Origin of the sequence: Actinophytocola oryzae (assembly GCF_004364325.1) — a bacterium.
Taxonomy (GTDB): Bacteria; Actinomycetota; Actinomycetes; order Mycobacteriales; family Pseudonocardiaceae; genus Actinophytocola; species Actinophytocola oryzae.
The window spans coordinates 40,790-58,902 of the sequence record NZ_SOCP01000009.1 but is presented as its reverse complement, the minus strand read 5'-3'; the positions used below and the strand labels follow the sequence as shown (position 1 = coordinate 58,902).

Sequence of the window (18,113 nt, the reverse complement as noted above, 5' to 3'; positions counted from 1 at the left end):
GCACTAGTGACCGAACCGCCACTCGCCGGGATCCGCGTGCTGGACGTGTCCACGCTGTTCGCGGGCCCGCTCGCCGCGACCTTCCTCGGCGACTTCGGCGCGGACGTGATCAAGGTCGAGCACCCCCGCAAACCGGACGCCGCCCGCGCACACGGGCCGGCGAAGGACGGGGTCAACCTGTGGTGGAAGACGCTTGGGCGCAACAAGCGCACGGTCACGATCGACCTCGGCGAGCAGGCGGGCGCGGAGCTCCTGCTGGCGCTCGCCGAGGACGCCGACGTGCTGATCGAGAACTTCCGCCCGGGCACACTCGAGCGCTGGGGTCTCGGGCCCGCCGAGCTGCACGCGGCCAACCCGGGGCTGGTGATCGCGCGGGTCACGGCGTTCGGCCAGGTCGGCCCGTACGCCACCCGCCCCGGCTTCGGCACGATCGCCGAGGCCATGAGCGGTTTCGCGGCCCTCACCGGTGAGCCGGACGGGCCGCCGACGCTGCCACCCTTCGGCCTCGCCGACGGCATCGCCGCGCTGGCCACGGCCTACGCGGTCATGGTCGGTCTGCGCGCGGGCGTCGGCCAGGTGATCGACACCGCGATCATCGAGCCGATCCTGATGCTGCTCGGCGGCCAGATCACCGCCTACGACCAGCTGGGCGCCGTGCAGCCGAGGACGGGCAACCGGTCGGTGAACAACGCGCCCCGCAACGTGTACCGGACGAGCGACGGGACGTGGCTCGCCGTCTCGACCAGCTCGCAGTCGATCGCGGAACGCGTGATGCGCCTCGTCGGCAGGCCGGACGTGGTCGACGAGCCGTGGTTCGCGTCCGGGCACGAGCGGGCACAGCACGCGGACGAGCTGGACGCGGCGGTCTCGGCGTGGATCGCGGCCCGTCCCGCCGACGAGGTGGTCGCGGAGTTCGAGCGGGCCCACGCCGCGGTCGGCCGCGTGCACGACGTGCGCGGGGTGCTGTCGGACCCGCAGTACGCGGCGCTGGGCACGGTCCAGGCCGTCGACGACCCGGAGCTGGGCGAGCTGAGGATGCAGAACGTCCTGTTCCGCCTGTCGGCCACACCCGGTCGGATCCGCTGGACCGGCCGTCCCCACGGCGCCGACACCGACGAGGTCCTGGCGAAGGTCGGCGTGACACCCGAGCAGCTGGCGGCGCTGCGGGAGAGCGGGATCGTGTGAACGTGCTCATCACGGGCCTCTACGTGCCGGGCGACCGCCCGGAACGCTTCGACAAGGCGGTCGCGACGGGCGCGGACCTGGTGATCCTCGACCTCGAGGACGCGGTGGCGCCGGACCGCAAGGCGTTCGCCAGGGAAGCGGTCGTCGCCTGGCTGGCGAAGGCCGACGTCGACGCCGTGCTGCAGGTCCGGGTCAACGCGAACGACGCGGAAGACCTTGCCGCACTGAGTGGTCTGACCGGTTACGAGGTGCGGCTGCCGAAGGTCGAGTCCACTGCCGACATCGACCGCGTGGCGACCGCGTTGCCGGGCGTGCCGGTGACCGCGCTGGTGGAGAGCGCGTACGGCGTCGAGAACGCGACCCGGCTGGCGTCGCACCCGGCGGTGACACAGCTGGGGCTCGGCGAGTCGGACCTGGCGAGCGAGCTGGGCACACGCACGGACGCCGTCCTCGACCACGCCAGGGTCCGGCTGCTGTACGCGGCGAGGGCGGCGGGTCTCCCCGCTCCGATGCTGTCCGCGTACCCGGCCATCAGGGACCTGGCGGGGCTGCGTGCCGACACGGAACGGGGTCGCGCGCTGGGCTGGGTCGGCCGCGTGGCCGTCCACCCGAGCCAGCTCCCGGTGATCGCGGAGGTGTTCCGGCCGTCCGACGAGGAACGCCGCTGGGCCGAGGAAGTGCTGGCAGCGGGCGCGAAGGGCGTGACGACCCTGCCGTCTGGCGAGATGGTGGACCCGGCGATGCTGGGCCGGGCGCGTGCCGTTCTTTCCCGCTCGGCGCCGAAAATTGCACACCGCACGTGATTGTCCACGCCGCCCATGACAAAGTGCCCGTATGCGCGGTGAGGTACGCGAGGTCTTGACGCAGTGGCTGGGGGGCGACGTGCGCGCGGTGGAGGGCTTGTCGGAGGAGTCGCTGGGCGAGCTGGCCGACGCGCTGGTGTCGGCGCGAAAGCGTCAGGCCTCGGCTCTGCGGTCGGCGTCGGACGAGGCGCTGCGGCAGATGCCGCCGGTGCTGCGGGTCACCGTCAGCAGAATCCTGGGGCGCTGATGGCATCCGACCTTGCCACACGAGTCGAGCTGGTGAAGCTGGCCCGGGTCCTGGGCACCACGCCGGAGGAGGTCGAGTTCGCCGCGGCGCTCCCGCCCGCGACCATCCGGTTGGTCCGCGAGCACGCGGTGGCCGCCCTCTACGACGAACACCGCGCCGCGTTCGAACGGGTCGCGATGATCACGCGCGTACTGCCGACCGGTGTGAACGTCCGGATAGCACTACGCGCCTTCTCGCCGATGCTCTCCGCGCGCATCGCGAGCGTGATGCCGCCGGAGAAGGCGGCGGAACTGGCCAACCGCATGCCGGTCGAGTACCTGACCGAGGCGTGCGTGCACCTGGACCCCCGCAGCGCCGGCCCGCTGATCCACCGGATCGAGCAGGCACGAGTCCTGGCGGTGGTGGCGGCACTGATCGAACGGGGGGACTTCATCACCCTCGGCCGTCTCCTGGACACCGCGACGCTGCCGATCGTCCGCGAGGTCTCGGCCACCGCCCCGACAGAGGCCTTGCTGCGCATAGGTTTCTACGCCGAGTCGGACGACCACCTCACGCGGGCGGTGGCGTTGCTCCCCGAAGAACGCCTGCACCGCATCGTGCGCGACGCGCTCACGGGTCCGAGGGAGCTGAGGTCGGCGGGCCTGTCCCTCATGGGTCGGCTGACCGACGAGGCGCTCCGGGGTCGGCTCGCCGAGTTCGTGGTGCAGGCCGAGGACGAACACCTGACCGCGTTGCTGCGCACCGCGGTGGAGGACGGCGCCGTGCGGGAACTGCTGCTCGCGGTGTCGGCAATGGGCGAGAACGCCCAGAGGAGAGTGCTGACGCTGCCCGCGTTGTCGGAACCCCACACTCTGGGCCAGCTGGTAAGAGCAGTGGAAAAGCACGGTCTCTGGCGGCGCATGGCCCCGATAGCGGCTCTGATGGACGCCGACCTGCGCCGCAGGATTACGGTGGAAACAGAACGCCGGACCAACCTCAGGTAACGATTTCGCGGCCGGCCCGGCACGAAAAGGTCAGACCGGAGCCTTGTCGGAAACCCGGGGGCCGGGAATAGGCGTTTTCTTCTTGTCCCCTGAGGACGTCTCCAACAGAGGTCCGACTCCGGCGAGCGCCTCCCGCGCCCCGCGCAGCTGAGTGGCCATCCGCCCCCGCAGTTCCCGCAGCCGCCCGACCTCCGCCTCCGCGGCGGACACGCGCGCGGCGGCGTCCTCGGTCGCCTCGTCGATCCGCCGCTGCGCGTCCTCGGTCGCCTCGTCGACGCGCCGCGACGCCTCGGAGGTGCCCTCCTCCACCAGCCGTGAAGCCTCCTCGCTGGCGTCCCCGACCAATCGGTCGGCCTCCGACGTGGCGTCTCCCACCAACCGCGACGCCTCGGCGGCGGCGGTGTCCACCAGCCGGGTGGCCTCCTGCTCCGCGGCCGACTTCCGCGCGGCCAACTCCTTCATCGCCTCCGCCCGACGACGGACCATGGCGAGCTGGAAGTCCGACTGGACCTGTTCCCTTCGCCTGGCGGCCTTCTCGTCCAGCTCGTCGCGGATCCGCTCCGCCTCGGTCGCCATCACCGACGCGTCCGCCCGAGCCTGGCGCAGGAGAGTCCGGTGCTCGATCTCCATCTCGCGACGGGCTCGTTCCACCTCGCTCAACGCGTCGGCGTACCTGGCACGCAACCGCGCCGCGGCCTCCTCGGCGGCGGCCCAGCTGTGCTCGGCGGCAGCCTGTGCCCTCCCCGTGATCTCCGCGGCCTCCTCCTTGGCGATCTCCACCATGCGCCGCAGGCGGGGCGGCACGGAGTCCGGCGTCACGGGCTTGTTCGACATCTCCTCGAGCTGCCTGGTAAGGCGTGCGTTCTGCGCACGTAAGTGCTCGACCTCGGCGGAGAGGGACTCCGCGAGTGCCGCGTTGGCGTCGCGGTCCGCGGCCAGCAGCCGCAGCTCCTCCTCGACCGCCCGCACGTAGCGACGCACCTGACCTCGACGGTAGCCACGCACGACGACATCGAAGTCGGTGCGGAGCGGCACCAGTTCCTGGACCTCACTCACCGGCCATCACTTCCTTTCGCCACAGAACAATTCTTGCATTTGTCCTTTGTGGACAGTGAGCGGCGGTACACCTACCGACTCCACCTTTACCAGTCATCACCGCAGGCAGTAAAGGCCCCGCGCGGTCAATGTCGATCACGACTCGATCAATGGCAGGATGAATACCATGGATCCATTCGCGGCGGTGCCCGACGGTGCCCGACACGACGCACTCGCGGAGCTCGCACGCACCGGCCCTCTGCACCACCTCGTGCTGCCGACCTCCGTGCCCGCGTGGGTGATCACCGGCTACGCCGAGGCGAGGGCCGCGCTCGCCGACCCACGGCTGGTCAAGGGCGGTCCGGACAACGCGCCGTTCGTCGCCGAGCTGGAACCGGAGACCTCCGCGGGGCTCAACCACCACATGCTCACGGCCGACCCGCCGACCCACACCCGCCTGCGCAGGCTCGTGTCGATGGCCTTCACCCGCCGCCAGGTGGAGCGTCTCACGCCGAAGATCGAGACTCTCACCGCGTCCCTCCTGGACGATGTCGCGAAGGAACTCGCCGAGACCGGCGAGGCGGACCTGCTGGCGTCCTACGCCTATCCCGTGCCGATGACGGTGATCTGCGACCTGCTCGGCATCCCGCCGGAGGCACGCACCGACGTCCGCACCTGGGTCGCCCCGCTCCTCAAGGGCGGCGTCGACACGTTCGACGCGTACGCGACCGCCGCGCGCCGCATGCTGGCGTTCACGAGGGACCTCGTCGAGGAGAAGCGGCGGACCCCGGCCGACGACCTGCTCACCGCGCTCATCGAGGCCCGCGACGGCGAGGACCGGCTCACCGAGGACGAGCTGACCTCGATGGTGCAGCTGCTGTTCGTCGCGGGCACCGACACCACGGTCAGCCTGGTCTCCAACGGCGCACTGGCCCTGCTGACCCACCCTGACCAGCTCGCCTACGTGCGTGCCGACCCCGCCAGGTGGCCTGCCGCCGTCGAGGAGCTGCTGCGGTTCGACAGCCCGGCACAGGTGCCGATCCCGGTCACCACGGCGGAACCGGTGGAGATCGCGGGCACGACCGTGCCTGCCGAGACGGTCGTGATCGTGTCCCTGTTGGCGGCCAACCGCGACCCCGCCCGCTTCACGAAGCCGGACGAGCTGGACCTGTCCCGTGCGGACGGTGCCCACCTCGCCTTCGGCCACGGCATCCACCACTGTGTCGGCGCCCCGCTGGCCCGTCTCGAGGGACGGATCGCACTCCAGGCACTGACCGAACGCTTCCCGGACCTCGTGCTGGCGCGCGAGCCAGGCAGCCTCGAACGCGAGCCTTCGCTGCTCTTCAACAAGCTGAGGGCACTCCCCGTCCGACTGCGCTGACCAGGCACTACCCGCCTCCGCTACGCCGAACGGCGGCATTTACATCGTTGGCACAACGTTGTAAAAAGCATGGTATGGCCACCCTGAGGGACGTCGCGGTGCTCGCCGGAGTGTCGGTGAAGACCGTGTCGAACGTGGTCAACGGGTACGCGTTCGTGAAGCCGGAGAACCGCCGCCGCGTCGAGGACGCTCTCACCGCGACCGGCTACCGGCCCAACATCGGTGCCCGCAACCTGCGCCGCGGCCGCACCGGCTTCATCGCGCTCGTGGTGCCGGAACTGTCCATCCCCTACTTCGGCGAGCTGGCGGGCGGCGTGATCGACGCCGCCGCCGAGCACGACTGGAACGTGCTCATCGAGCAGACCCAGGGTGACCGCGGCCGCGAACGGGAGACCATCGCGGCACTCGGCCCCCACATGGTCGACGGCGCGATCGTGAGCCCGCAGGCCGTGGAGACCGCCGACGTCGCGATGCCCGACGTGCCGGTGGTGCTGCTCGGCGAGCACCCGCTCGCCCTGCCGCTCGACCACGTCGGCATCGACAACGTCACCGCCGCCTACACCGCGACCCGGCACCTGGTCGAGCTGGGCCGCGCCCGCGTCGCGGTCATCGGTCAGCACCCGACGCGCGGCACCGCCACCCAGCGCCTGGCCGGCTACCGGCAGGCGCTGCGGGAGGCGGGGCTGCCGGAGATCGTCGCGTCCGCACTGCGTTACCACCACCGCGACGGTGCGGCGGCGATGACGGAGCTGCTGGCGCTCGCCGAACCGCCGGACGCGGTGTTCTGCTTCAACGACATGCTCGCGCTCGGCGCCATCCGCGCGGCCGTCGACCTGGGTCGCCGAGTCCCGGACGACCTCGCCGTCGTCGGCTTCGACAACACCGAACACAGCACCTACAGCGTTCCCTCGCTCACGACCATCGCGCCGGACAAGGCCGCGCTCGCCCGCGCCGCGGTCGACCTCGTGCGTCGCCGGGCCGCGGGCGACACCGACTTCCCGCCCCAGGACGTGCGGATCCCGTTCGCCCTGGCGGTCAGGGAGAGCACCACCCCATAACCGAATCACGCGCCAGGAACCCCCTGCACCTGGAGCAGCCATGACGGTACAAAGACGTACGTTCCTCATCGGCGGCGCGCTGGCCACCGGCGCCGCCCTCCTGCCATCGACCCCGGCGGCAGCGGCCACCGACCGGGCCGCGCTCCGGCCCGCAGCCTTCCGCCGCCTCCCACCCGGCGCCGTCCGCCCACAGGGCTGGCTCGCCACACAGCTCGACAAGCAGCTCCACGGTCTGGGCGGCCGCTACGCCGAGGTGTCCGACTACCTGCGGTTCGACCAGACCGGCTGGGTCCACCCGGACCTCGACGGCTGGGAGGAGCTGCCGTACTGGCTGCGCGGGTACGGCGACCTCGGCTACGTGACCGGGGACGCCACCGTTCTCGCGACCACCGAATGCTGGGTCGACGCGGTGCTGGCGACGTCAGCGTCCGACGGCTTCTTCGGGCCCACCCGGCTGCGCACCGCCGAACGCGGCCACGCCGACCTGTGGCCGCACATGCCGATGCTGCACGCGCTGCGGTCGTGGGCCGAGTACCACGACGACGCCCGCGTGGTGAACGTGCTCGGCAGGTTCTTCCAGTTCACGGCAGCGCAGCCGGACGCCGTGTTCGTCGACGGTTGGGGCCACACCCGCTGGGGCGACACGCTCGACGTGATCGTCTGGCTGTACGGGCGCACGAACGACCCGGCGCTGCTCGACCTCGCCCACCGCATCCACCGGCTGTCGGCGAACTGGACCGGCGGCATCGCGAGCCCGCACAACGTGAACATCGCGCAGGGCTTCCGCGAGCCGGCCCAGTACTGGCAGCTCTCCGGCGACACGACGCACCGCGACGCGACCTACCGCAACTACGACACGATCATGGCGACCTACGGCCAGTTCCCCGGCGGCGGGTTCGCCGGCGACGAGAACGCGCGCCCCGGTTTCGGTGATCCCCGCCAGGGGTTCGAGACCTGCGGCGTGGTGGAGTTCATGGCCTCCCACGAGCTGCTCACCCGGCTCACCGGCGACTCCGTGTGGGCGGATCGGACCGAGGACCTGGCGTTCAACTCGCTGCCCGCCGCACTCGACCCGGCAGGCCGGGTCACGCACTACGTGACGAGCGCGAACGTCGTACGCCTCGACAACGCGGCGAAGACCCACCGGCAGTTCCAGAACGGCTTCGCCATGCAGGCCTACAAGCCGGGCATCCGGGACTACCGCTGCTGCCCGCACAACTACGGGCAGGGCTGGCCGTACTTCGTCGAGGAGATGTGGCTCGGCACCCCGGACGGCGGTCTCGCGGCGGCGCTCTACGGGCCGTGCACGCTCACCACGACCGTCGTCGGGACACGGGTGACGATCACCGAGAGGACGAGCTACCCGTTCGCCGACACCATCTCGTTGACGTTCACCATGGCGACGCCGGCCACGTTCCCGCTGGCGCTGCGCGTGCCGGGCTGGTGTGCGAACCCGGCGCTCACGGTCAACGGCGGCGCGGTGGCGATCTCGGGCGGCCCGCGGTTCGCGACGGTCAACCGGACGTGGCGCGGCGGCGACGTCGTCGTGTTGACGCTACCGATGACCCCGCGCACCAGGCAGTGGTCGAGCGGCGCGGTGTCGGTCTCGCACGGCGCGCTGACGTTCGCGCTGCGGTTCGACGAGCAGTGGCGGCGCTATGCGGGCACCGACGCGTGGCCGGAGTGGGAGGTCACGTCCGGCACGGCCTGGAACTACGGTCTGACCACCACTCCGGCGCCGGCCGTGTCGACGGGCGGCAACGTCGACGACCCGTTCACCCCGGACAACGCGCCGGTGCGGCTCACCGTGTCGGCGCAGCGGATCCCCGACTGGACCACGGACAGCGAGAACGTGGTCGGGACGCTCCAGGGCGGCCAGGTGTCGACGAACACGCCGGTGGAGCGGGTGGCGCTCGTGCCCATGGGTGCCGCGCGGCTGCGGATCGCGACCTTCCCGCGCACCGGCGGCACCAGGACGTGGGGCACGCCGGGCCCGGCCTGCCGCCTCCAGAACAAGAACAGCGGCAAGGTCCTCGCCGTCGAGCAGCAGTCCACGGCCGACGCCGCGCACGTGGTCCAGTTCGACGACAACGGCACCGCCGACCACCTGTGGCGCCTCGTCGACCTCGGCAACGGGCGGGTGAAGGTACTCAGCGGGCTGTCCGGCAAGGTCCTCGGCATCGACGGCGTGTCGACCGCGAACTCCGCGCACGCCGTGCAGTTCACCGACAACGGCACGACCGACCACGTGTGGGAGCTGCTCGACAACGGCGACGGCTGGTTCCGGCTGCGCAACCGGCACGCGGGCAAGGTGCTCGGCGTCGACCAGATGTCGACCGCGAACTCGGCACACGTGGTGCAGTTCGACGACAACGGGACCGCCGACCACCTGTGGCGGATCATCCCGGACGGCGACGTGCGGATCCAGAACCTCAACTCCACCAAGGTGTTGGCGGTCGCCGGGGCATCGACCGCGGACTCGGCGCGGGTCGTGCAGTTCGCCGACAACGGCACGGCCGACCACCTGTGGCGCTTCCTGCCCGACGCGGACGGGTACTTCCGCATCCGCAACGCGAACTCCGGGAAGGTCCTCGGCGTCGACCAGATGTCGACGGCCGACTCGGCGGTCGTCGTGCAGTTCGGCGGCACCGGCACCCGCGACCACCTGTGGCGGCTGCGTGCCGACTGGGACGGGCTGTGGCGGCTGCAGAACGCGAACTCGGGCAAGATGCTCGGCGTCGACGTGATGTCCTACGCCGACTCCGCGCAGGTCGTCCAGTTCGCGGACAACGGCACCGCCGACCACGTGTGGCGGCTGCTGTGAAAGCCCTGCTGATCGTCCTCGTGCTCGTGGCCGGCGTGTTCGGGGTCCCGGCGGCCACCGCGGACGTGGGCGTCGACGCGACCGTCTGCTTCCTGTCCTGCGACACGCTCGACCCGTCGCGCACCGGCCAGGAGATCTTCCCCGTGCCCGAGCGGAACCTCAACGGGCGGCGGCTCGTGCTGCACGTGTCCGATGTGGACGGCATGGCGTGGGGCAGCATCGACAACGGCGTGCCTGGCGACTCGGTGTGGCTCGACCGGTCGTGGGACGGCGGCCGCACGTGGGAGGGTCTGCTCGGCAAGGCGAGCGTTCCCTCGACGTGGACGGGCACCCGAACGCTCATGTACAACATCTCCGACCCGCGCAACCACGAACGGGGTGTGCTCCGCGCGTGCGGGGACGCCGCCGGGGTGGCCTGCACGGACTGGGTGTACCCGACGGTCTGCGACGTCCGATGTGACCGCACGGACGCGGGACAGGCCAACGGCGATCTCCAGCCGGTGCCCTCGGTGTCGTTGTCCGGCCGGGTGATCCGGCTGCACGTCGACCAGAACGGCATGGCGTGGGGCAGCGTCGAGGCAGGCACGCAGGGCGACGAGATCTGGCTGGACCGCTCGTGGGACGCCGGTGCCACCTGGCCGGACGGCTCGTCGCTGGGCCGGGTGTCGACGGCCGCGGGCCAGACGTCCACGCGTACCACGATGTTCGCCACCCGCGACCCGCGCGGGCGGCACTACGGCGGCGTAGTCCGCGCCTGCGGCCGTGCGGTGACGGGCCAGAGCGGCAGCTGCACCTCCTGGGCGCGTCCGGCGCCGACACGGGACGGCGCCGCGGCGGACGCGCTCATGTACTCCTACGACCCGTATCCCGGGTGGTGGCCCAGCAGCTGGTGGAACACGGCGGCCACGCTCACCACGCTGATCGACCACGGCGACCCCGCCTACGACTGGGTCACAGCACGCACCTTCGACCAGAACAAGGGCGTCTTCGCCGCGGGCGTGCGGAGCAGTGACGCCATCGAGGGGAACTTCGTCAGCCGTGCCATCGACGACAGCGCGTGGTGGGGCCTGGCGTGGATCGCCGCCTACGACCGCACCCGGGACCAGCGCTACCTCGCCATGGCCACCACGATCGCGAACTACGTGCAACAGTACTGGGACACCGGCACGTGCGGCGGCGGCGTGTGGTGGGACCGGGAACGTACCTACAAGAACGCGGTCACGGCCGGGCTGTACCTGCGCCTGTCCGCGTCGGTGCACAACCGCACCCCGGGCGACACCGTGTGGTTGCAACGCACCCGCACGGCCGCGACCTGGTACGCCGGCTCCGGGATGATCAACTCGGCGGGCCTGGTCAACGACGGCATCACCCGCGACTGCCGCAACAACGGCCAGACCGTGTGGACCTACAACCAGGGCCTGGGAATCGGCGGCCTGGTCGAGGCGTGGCGCGCGACCGGCGACACCACGCTGCTCACCACCGCACGCAGGCTCGCCGACGCGGCACTGACGGGCCTCACCCAGAACGGCGTGCTGACCGAGTCGTGCGACACCGGCTCGAACTCGTGTGACGACAACCAGAAGCAGTTCAAGGGGATCTTCAGCCGGTACCTGGCCGACCTGGCCTCGGTGACCGGATCCACGGCGTACCAGGCGTTCGCCCGCACCCAGGCGGACTCGATCTGGTCCCGCGACCGCGACAACCTCAACCGGATCGGCCAGCGCTGGGTGGGTGGCAGCCCCAACCAGGTCGACTGGCGAACACAGGCGAGCGGCCTAGGCGCGCTCGTCGCCGCGTAAACCCCCTGCACCAGGAGAAAGCCATGTTCAGACGGATACTCGGTGCCGCAACGGGTTTCCTCGTCGCGACCACCGCGGTGCTGGCGATCACGCCCGCCGCGGAGGCGGCGACGTGGCAGCCGAAGGCACCCCCGCTCACGACCCCGTGGACGGGCCAGGTCTCCCCCACCAACGCCCTGCCCGACTACCCGCGCCCGCAGCTGGTCCGCACGGACTGGCAGAACCTCAACGGCGTGTGGGAGTTCACCGGCGCGGCCAACATCAACACCCCGCCGGTCGGGCAGACGCTGCCCGAGGGCGTGCTGGTGCCCTACCCGATCGAGTCGGGCCTGTCGGGCATCCAGCGGCACGAGGACAACATGTTCTACCGCAGGACGTTCACCGTGCCGTCCACGTGGAACGGTCGGCGCGTCCAGCTGAACTTCGGCGCGGTCACCTGGGAGACCAGGGTGTGGGTGAACGGCACCCAGGTCGGCACGCACACCGGCGGCTACGACGCGTTCTCGTTCGACATCACGAACGCGCTTCGCGCCGGCAGCAACGAGATCATCGTCGGCGCGTACTCGCCGATCGACGGCAACCGTTTCCCGATCGGCAAACAGCGCCGCAACCCGAGCGGCATCTGGTACACGGCCTCGTCGGGCATCTGGCAGACGGTGTGGCTGGAACCGGTGGCCGCCAACCACATCACCAGGCTCGACACGACCCCGGACGTCCCGGCGGGCGTGCTCGACCTGGTCGTGCAGGGCACCGCGGGACAGCAGGTCCGCGCGGAGGTGCTGACCGGCGGGACCGTGGTCGGCGCGGCGACGGGCACGTCCGGCGCGCACCTGCGGGTGCCGGTGCCGAACGCGAGGCTGTGGTCGCCGAGCGACCCGTTCCTGTACGACCTGCGCGTGACCATGGGCACGGACACGGTGACCGGGTACTTCGGCATGCGGTCGCTGGGCAAGGCGGTAGTCGGCGGCGTGATGCGCCCGCTGCTGAACGGGAAGTTCGTGTTCCAGCTGGGCACACTGGACCAGGGTTTCTGGCCGGACGGCATCTACACGGCGCCGACGGACGAGGCGCTGCGGTTCGACCTGGAGCGCCAGAAGGCGTTGGGCTTCAACATGGTCCGCAAGCACATCAAGGTGGAGCCGGCACGCTGGTTCTACTGGGCGGACCGGCTGGGCCTGATGGTGTGGCAGGACATGCCTGCGCTGGACGCGGTGGACGACACGTCGGCGGCGAGCCACACGAACTACGAGTCGGAGCTGTCGCGGATCGTCAACCAGCTCAAGGGAACCACGTCGATCGTGCAGTGGGTCCCGTTCAACGAGGGCTGGGGCGAGTACGACAACGCGCGGATCGTGGACCTGGTGCGGGGAATGGACCCGACACGGCTGATCAACCACAACTCGGGCTCGAACTGCTGCGTGTCGGATCCCAGCCCCACCAACGGTGACGTGATCGACGACCACGCCTACCAGATGTCGAGCGGCACGAGAACCCCGGACGCGACGCACATCGCCGTGCTGGGCGAGTACGGCGGCCTTGGCAGGCGAGTGACCGGCAGCGAGTGGCAGCCAGGCGCGGGTTTCGCCTACGGAGACCTGTATCCCGACGAGAACTCGCTGACGACGAGGTACGTGAACATCACGTCGGAGGTGGGCCGGTTCGTGCAGACGCGCGGCCTGTCGGCGTCGGTGTACACGGAACCGTACGACGTGGAGAACGAGGTCAACGGCTTCTACACCTACGACCGCAGGGTGCTGAAGATGACGGCGTCGCGGGTCCTGGCGGTGAACCAGAGCGTACTGGCGGCGGCGTCGGGCACGGGGTTGCCACGCAACGAACTGGTTTCGCTGCGAGTGACGTCGCCGGGCTACACGAACCGCTACCTACGCCACCAGAACGGGACGGCGAGGACGGACCCGGACAACGGCACGGAGGTGACGAAGCAGGACGCGACGTTCTGGGTGCGTCAGGGCCTGGCGAGCGCGTCGTGCGTGTCGTTCGAGTCGCGGAACTTCCCGGGACGGTTCCTGCGCAACGCCAACTGGCTCATCCGCAGCGACCCCAACGACGGCTCGGCAGGCTTCGCGGCGGACGCCACGTTCTGCCCCCGTGCCGGTTGGGGCGCGACGGCGTTGGAGTCGTACAACAACCCGGGCGCGTTCGTCCGCCACTTCAACGAGACGGTGTACCTGGCGAGATCAGGCGGCCCGAACCCGTGGGACACGGCGACGTCGTTCACACAGGACACGACGTGGGCGGCGACGATCCCACTGTGGCGAAGCGCGGCGTCGCTGCCGACGAACCAGGCGGTGTCGTTCCGGGTGACCACACCGGGTTTCACGGACCGCTACCTGCGCCACCGCGACAGCCTGGCAAGGACGGACGTGCTGACCACGTCGAGCGACACGGTGTCCAAACAGGACGCGACGTTCGTCGTGAGGCCGGGCCTGGCGGACCCGAGCTGCTACTCGCTGGAGTCCCGCAACTACCCGGGCAGCTACCTACGCCACGCCGCGTACCGCCTGAGACTGGCGGCGAACGAGAACACGGACCTGTACCGCAAGGACGCGACGTTCTGCGCCCAACCGGGCACGGGCGGCGTACGGCTGGCGTCGGTCAACGAGCTGGGCACGAACGTCCGGCACTACGCGGAGGAGGTGTGGGTGGCCTCGAACAGCGGCACCCACCCCTACGACAACCCCTCCTCGTACGCGGAGGACACGAGCTGGACGGTGGCAACCCCCCTGGGCTAACCGAATAGACCGCGGCGGCCGCCAGTGGCGGGCGGCCGCCGCGGTCCCCCGGGTTTCACCGAAGGCGTAGCGCCCGGGGATCATCACGAGCCCTCCGGGCGTTGAACCTGATGATGATGAACCTTCGTTTTCACGTGCTCGGGGACTCGCTCGCCGCCGGGGTGGGGTGTGCGCTCGTCGAGCAGAGCATCGGGTATCTCCTCGCCGAGCGGCTTCGCGGGGCGGGGCATGACGTCACGCTTCGGATACATGCCGTGCCCGGGGCGCGGTCGGCGGATCTCGCGCCGCAGGTGCGGGAGGCCACGCGTGAGGGGGTCGACCTCGCGCTGGTCGTCGTCGGGGCCAACGACCTCACCCGGTTGGTGCCGCCCCCGGTCGGGGCGCAGCTGCTGCGTGACGCCGTCGAGGCGCTCGCCGAGGCCGGGGCGCGGGTGGTCGTGGTCACCGCGCCCGACATGGGGGTGCTCACCCATGTGCCGCCCGCCTTCCGGGAGCTGGTCTCCCAGGCCAGCCGGGCCTACGGGCAGGCCCAGGCCGACGCCGCCACCACGGCCGGGGCCACCGTCGCGCAGGTCGGGGCAGACGTGTTCGCGCGGTTCGCCGCCGACGAGCGGATGTTCTCCGCCGATCGGTTCCACCCGTCCGCGGCCGGCTACGCCGTCATCGCCCAGGCGCTCGCGCCGCACGTGCTCGCGGCGGCCTGCTGAGCGCCGTCGCCAGTCTCGCCAGGTAGTCCGCCACCGGGCCCAGCGTCACCAGGCCGCTCCCCGCACCCGCCACCTCGTCGGCAGCAGGCGCCAACGCGCGGTGCAGGCGGGTCATCGTCTCGCGGTCGTCGAGTTCGATCGCCGACAGCGCGTGCAGGCACGTGCGCGCCTCGAACAGCAGGTCCCTCGGCGACGGCGGCACCTCCACCGCCCGCGCGCCCGCCACGTCACCCGCCGCCAGCAGGACCAGGGGCCGACACCACGGCTCGTACGCGCCGAAGTCCCCGCCGACGGCCTGCTCACCGCGTCGGACACGTTCACACAGCAGCGCCAGGCCGAGGATGCCCTCCGACATGCCCGGCATGCCCGCGCCCGCCAGCCGGGTCGCCGCCGCCCGGTACAGCACCGGGTCACCCGCCCGCATCGCGCGGTACCCGTCGATGAGCACGCTCACGAGTGGGATCTCGTAGTCCTCACCCAGCCGCTCGGCCGCGTCGGCGTGGTGGTCGGCGGCCGTGACGTCGGCCAGCGCGGCGTTGGCCTGCATCACGATCAGGTGGCCGAGCACCTCGAACGCCACCAGCGCGTGCCGGGTCGCCAGCGCGACCAGCTCCGTGCCGATCCGCAGCCGCGTCGGCGCACCGCCCGCAGTGGCGAACGACTGCATGAACCGCGCGTTCAGCGCGAACGCCAACACCGCCGGGTCGTCCAGCGTTCTCGCGACGGCCTCCGCCTCCTCGGCCGCCTCGTGGGCGCGCTCACCACCGGCGTTGCGTGCCTCCAACGCGATGGTGGACAGCAGTCTGCTGCGGACCGCGGGTGCGTGTGCCCCCGAAGCCAGCGTGCGCTCGGTCAGCGACACGATCCGGCGGGCCAGCGCCGGGTCGTCGGACTCCGGCCAGCTCGCCGGCACGTCGAACGCCGCGATCACCCGCGCGGTCAGCGACGGGTCGGCCACCGCCTCGGCCAGGTCCAGTGCCTCCGCCCGCAGCCTGCGCGCCGCGGCGAGGTCCCCGGACACCGCGAGGTTGCGCACCAGCCCCATGAGCAACGCCAGGCGTTCGGGCGAGTCGGCGCTCACCCTGTCGAGGGCGGCACGCCACAGCCTGGCCGCGTGGTGCGGCGCGAAGCGGCGTTCGGCCCGCTCGGCGGCGGTCCTGGCGTAGGGCACGCCCCTGGCCGCGTCCCCGGCGTGGAGGTAGTGGTGGGCGAGCGCCTCGACGTCGTCGGGCCGCGACCGTTCGAGCGCGGCGGCGACGGTCGCGTGCCACCGGGCCCGGCGCGACCGGGACAGGTCCTGGTAGAGCGTGTCCCGGACGAGAGCGTGCGCGAACCGGAACCGCCCGGCGCCCGCCTCGACGAGGAACCCCCGCTCCGTCGCGGCCTCGAGGGCGTCGAGCACGTCGCCGGGCAGCAGGTCGAGGTCGACGTCGGCCCCGAGGACGGCCGCGTGCCGCAGCACCGTCACGACGTCGGCAGGCAGGGTCGCGAGCCGGTGGCGCACCACGTCCCGCACGCCGGCGGGCACCGACGACAGGTCGCCGCCCGCGGTCAGCAGCCGGGTCAGCTCCCGCACGAAGAACGGGTTTCCGCCACTGCGCCGGTGGATCGCCGCCGCGTCGGCGCGGTCGCCGACCATCGTGGTCACGGCCTCGACGGACAGGCCGCCGAGGTAGACGCGTGTGGGCTCGGCCCGCGCGACCCGCCCGAGGAAGGCGGCGAGCCTGCCGGGGACGTCGGTGGTCCGGTATGTCGCGACGATCAGCACGGCGCCCGGCGTGTCGGGCAGGGAGGCCAGCAGTGCCAGTGTTTCCTCGCCCGCCCAGTGCAGGTCGTCGAGCACGAGCAGCAGCGGGGCGTGCCCGGCGAGGTAGGTGGCGACGGCCCGGTGCCAGTGGAACCTCGCCACGGCGGGGTCGCCACCCGCTTCGGGTGACGGCGCCGTGCGCGGAAGTCCGTCGAGAATCCGGGTCCACGGCCACGCGGCGGGCAGGCCCTCGTCGTCGGGATTGTCACCCCACGCGGTGGTCCAGCCGAGACGTGCCGAAAACGCCTCCGCCAGGGCGGTCTTCCCGGCCCCGGCCTCCCCCGCGACCAGCGCGAGCCCCATCCGCCCCCGCTCGACGACCTCGGCCGCGGCAGCGGAGAGCCCGGCGAGCTCCCCGCCACGGCCAACGAACAAGGCGCCACGAGCGAGGAGGTCGGTGCCATCCGTCTCGTGACCCGCACTGCGCGCCACGAGATCCCCAGGACCCGACCCACGACCCACGACTCGAACCACGTCGCCCGCGACGGGATCCGCACCGCCGACGACCCGATCCCCGCTGTCCGCACCGAGGTCGGCGCCATGAGCCACGCGACCACCCGCTGCGACGCGATCGGCACCACTCGCGACGACGTCAGCACGGGCCGCCACGTCCCCTGCCCTGCCCGCCGTGACACCCGCGCCGCGAATGACCTGGTCCTCGCCGTCCGCAGCGAGACCCCCGGTGCCCGCGCCGCGCGTGCCGGGCGTACCGCTGCCCGCGCCGGGATCCGCGCCACGTGCCACCACGTCCGCGTTTCGGTCAGCCCCCGCCCCGTGGGGGGCAACGGCCGGAGCCTGCGCCAGGATGTCCGCCTCCACCTGTCGCAACGCCGGTCCTGGATCCACCCCCAGCTCCTCGGCGAGCACCGCGCGGGCCCTGCGCAGCGTCTCGAGTGCGTCACCCTGCCTGCCCGCCTGGTAACGCGCCAACGCGAGCAGCCGCCACGCGTCCTCCCGCAGCGGGCTTCCGTCCACGTGCGCCTCCAGGTCGGGCACGGCGGCCGCCGCCCGGCCCACGTCCAACAACGCCGACGCCCGCCGCTCCACCGCCAGCGCCCGCAGCTCGTCCAGCCGCGCGATCTCACCGCGTGCCCACGGTTCGTCGGCGAAGTCGGCGTACGCGGGTCCGCGCCACGAGTCCAGCGCCGCGGCCACCCGCGCCAGGACCTCCTGCGGCGACCCCGTCGACCCGACCGCCGCCTCCAGGTCCCATGCGTCCACGGACTCCGCGTGCAACGCGTAGCCGGGACCCGACGTCACCAGCAGCCGCGCGGGTGTCCTCGGTGGCCTGTCCGGCTCCAGTGCCTTCCTCAGCGCCGCCACGAACGTCTGCACCGCGCCTACGGCCCCGCCCGGCGGGTCCGGCCACAGGTCGGACACCAGCTGCCCGACCGGCACGACCCGGCGGCGCGCGACCAGCAGCCGCGCCAGTACCGCGCGGTGCCGGGGTCCCCTCAGGTCGACCTGGCCGCGCTCGTCCGACGCCGCCAGCGGCCCGAGCACCCGAAACGTGATCACCGCAGCTCAGCCT

12 protein-coding genes are annotated in these 18,113 nt (G+C 71.8%); 10 read left to right on the top strand and 2 right to left on the bottom strand.

From position 1 onward, the window contains the following. The first annotated feature begins 6 nt into the window (after positions 1–6). The 4 genes from CLV71_RS24000 to CLV71_RS23985 are packed head-to-tail and all read left to right on the top strand — an operon-like array spanning position 7 to position 3,218. Positions 7–1,185 carry a CaiB/BaiF CoA transferase family protein gene (locus CLV71_RS24000; protein ID WP_133905109.1) on the top strand — a complete coding sequence of 393 codons (1,179 nt, stop codon included), beginning with the start codon at positions 7–9 and terminating at the stop codon, positions 1,183–1,185. After that, entirely contained in the window at positions 1,182–1,988 is an 807-nt protein-coding gene (locus CLV71_RS23995; RefSeq protein ID WP_133905108.1) for an HpcH/HpaI aldolase/citrate lyase family protein, read from the top strand. Before CLV71_RS24000 ends, CLV71_RS23995 begins: the two co-directional genes overlap by 4 nt. 31 nt (positions 1,989–2,019) lie before the next feature. Next, positions 2,020–2,235, top strand: coding sequence for a hypothetical protein (locus tag CLV71_RS23990; protein ID WP_133905107.1), 216 nt, complete (start codon positions 2,020–2,022; stop codon positions 2,233–2,235). After that, the gene (locus CLV71_RS23985) at positions 2,235–3,218 is read left to right on the top strand and encodes a hypothetical protein (protein WP_133905106.1); all 984 of its coding nucleotides are present in this window, start codon (positions 2,235–2,237) and stop codon (positions 3,216–3,218) included. The genes CLV71_RS23990 and CLV71_RS23985 overlap by 1 nt, the downstream gene beginning before the upstream one ends. A 30-nt stretch (positions 3,219–3,248) precedes the next feature. On the opposite strand, the gene CLV71_RS23980 is transcribed toward CLV71_RS23985, so the two are convergent. Further along, positions 3,249–4,274 carry a chromosome segregation protein gene (locus CLV71_RS23980; RefSeq protein WP_133905105.1) on the bottom strand — a complete coding sequence of 342 codons (1,026 nt, stop codon included), beginning with the start codon at positions 4,272–4,274 and terminating at the stop codon, positions 3,249–3,251. Positions 4,275–4,440: 166 nt separating this feature from the next. Between CLV71_RS23980 and CLV71_RS23975 the strand changes: the two genes are divergently transcribed. From CLV71_RS23975 to CLV71_RS23950, 6 genes are all read left to right on the top strand, one after another. Further along, complete coding sequence (locus CLV71_RS23975) at positions 4,441–5,634, top strand: cytochrome P450 family protein (RefSeq protein WP_243866674.1); 1,194 nt, start codon at positions 4,441–4,443, stop codon at positions 5,632–5,634. A 74-nt stretch (positions 5,635–5,708) separates the two neighbouring features. Continuing rightward, on the top strand, positions 5,709–6,692 hold the full coding sequence (locus CLV71_RS23970; protein WP_133905103.1) for a LacI family DNA-binding transcriptional regulator: 984 nt from the start codon (positions 5,709–5,711) through the stop codon (positions 6,690–6,692). Between the two features lie 40 nt (positions 6,693–6,732). Next, positions 6,733–9,516: an RICIN domain-containing protein gene (locus CLV71_RS23965; protein ID WP_133905102.1), complete on the top strand. Its 2,784-nt coding sequence runs from the start codon at positions 6,733–6,735 to the stop codon at positions 9,514–9,516. Next, on the top strand, positions 9,513–11,315 hold the full coding sequence (locus CLV71_RS23960) for a glycoside hydrolase family 76 protein (protein WP_208297723.1): 1,803 nt from the start codon (positions 9,513–9,515) through the stop codon (positions 11,313–11,315). The genes CLV71_RS23965 and CLV71_RS23960 overlap by 4 nt, the downstream gene beginning before the upstream one ends. Positions 11,316–11,338: 23 nt before the next feature. Beyond that, entirely contained in the window at positions 11,339–14,068 is a 2,730-nt protein-coding gene (locus CLV71_RS23955; RefSeq protein ID WP_133905101.1) for an AbfB domain-containing protein, read from the top strand. 116 nt (positions 14,069–14,184) lie between these two features. Then, on the top strand, positions 14,185–14,775 hold the full coding sequence (locus tag CLV71_RS23950) for an SGNH/GDSL hydrolase family protein (protein ID WP_243866673.1): 591 nt from the start codon (positions 14,185–14,187) through the stop codon (positions 14,773–14,775). Here the strand turns inward: CLV71_RS23950 and CLV71_RS23945 are convergent. After that, positions 14,729–18,100, bottom strand: coding sequence for an ATP-binding protein (locus CLV71_RS23945; protein WP_424923903.1), 3,372 nt, complete (start codon positions 18,098–18,100; stop codon positions 14,729–14,731). The genes CLV71_RS23950 and CLV71_RS23945 overlap by 47 nt on opposite strands. Positions 18,101–18,113: the final 13 nt, after the last annotated feature.

Coding starts and splice junctions, on each gene's coding strand:
- CLV71_RS23990 (WP_133905107.1), top strand. CDS start 2,020: ATGCGCGGTGAGGTACGCGAGGTCTTGACGCAGTGGCTGGGGGGCGAC.
- CLV71_RS23985 (WP_133905106.1), top strand. CDS start 2,235: ATGGCATCCGACCTTGCCACACGAGTCGAGCTGGTGAAGCTGGCCCGG.
- CLV71_RS23975 (WP_243866674.1), top strand. CDS start 4,441: ATGGATCCATTCGCGGCGGTGCCCGACGGTGCCCGACACGACGCACTC.
- CLV71_RS23970 (WP_133905103.1), top strand. CDS start 5,709: ATGGCCACCCTGAGGGACGTCGCGGTGCTCGCCGGAGTGTCGGTGAAG.
- CLV71_RS23965 (WP_133905102.1), top strand. CDS start 6,733: ATGACGGTACAAAGACGTACGTTCCTCATCGGCGGCGCGCTGGCCACC.
- CLV71_RS23955 (WP_133905101.1), top strand. CDS start 11,339: ATGTTCAGACGGATACTCGGTGCCGCAACGGGTTTCCTCGTCGCGACC.
- CLV71_RS23950 (WP_243866673.1), top strand. CDS start 14,185: ATGAACCTTCGTTTTCACGTGCTCGGGGACTCGCTCGCCGCCGGGGTG.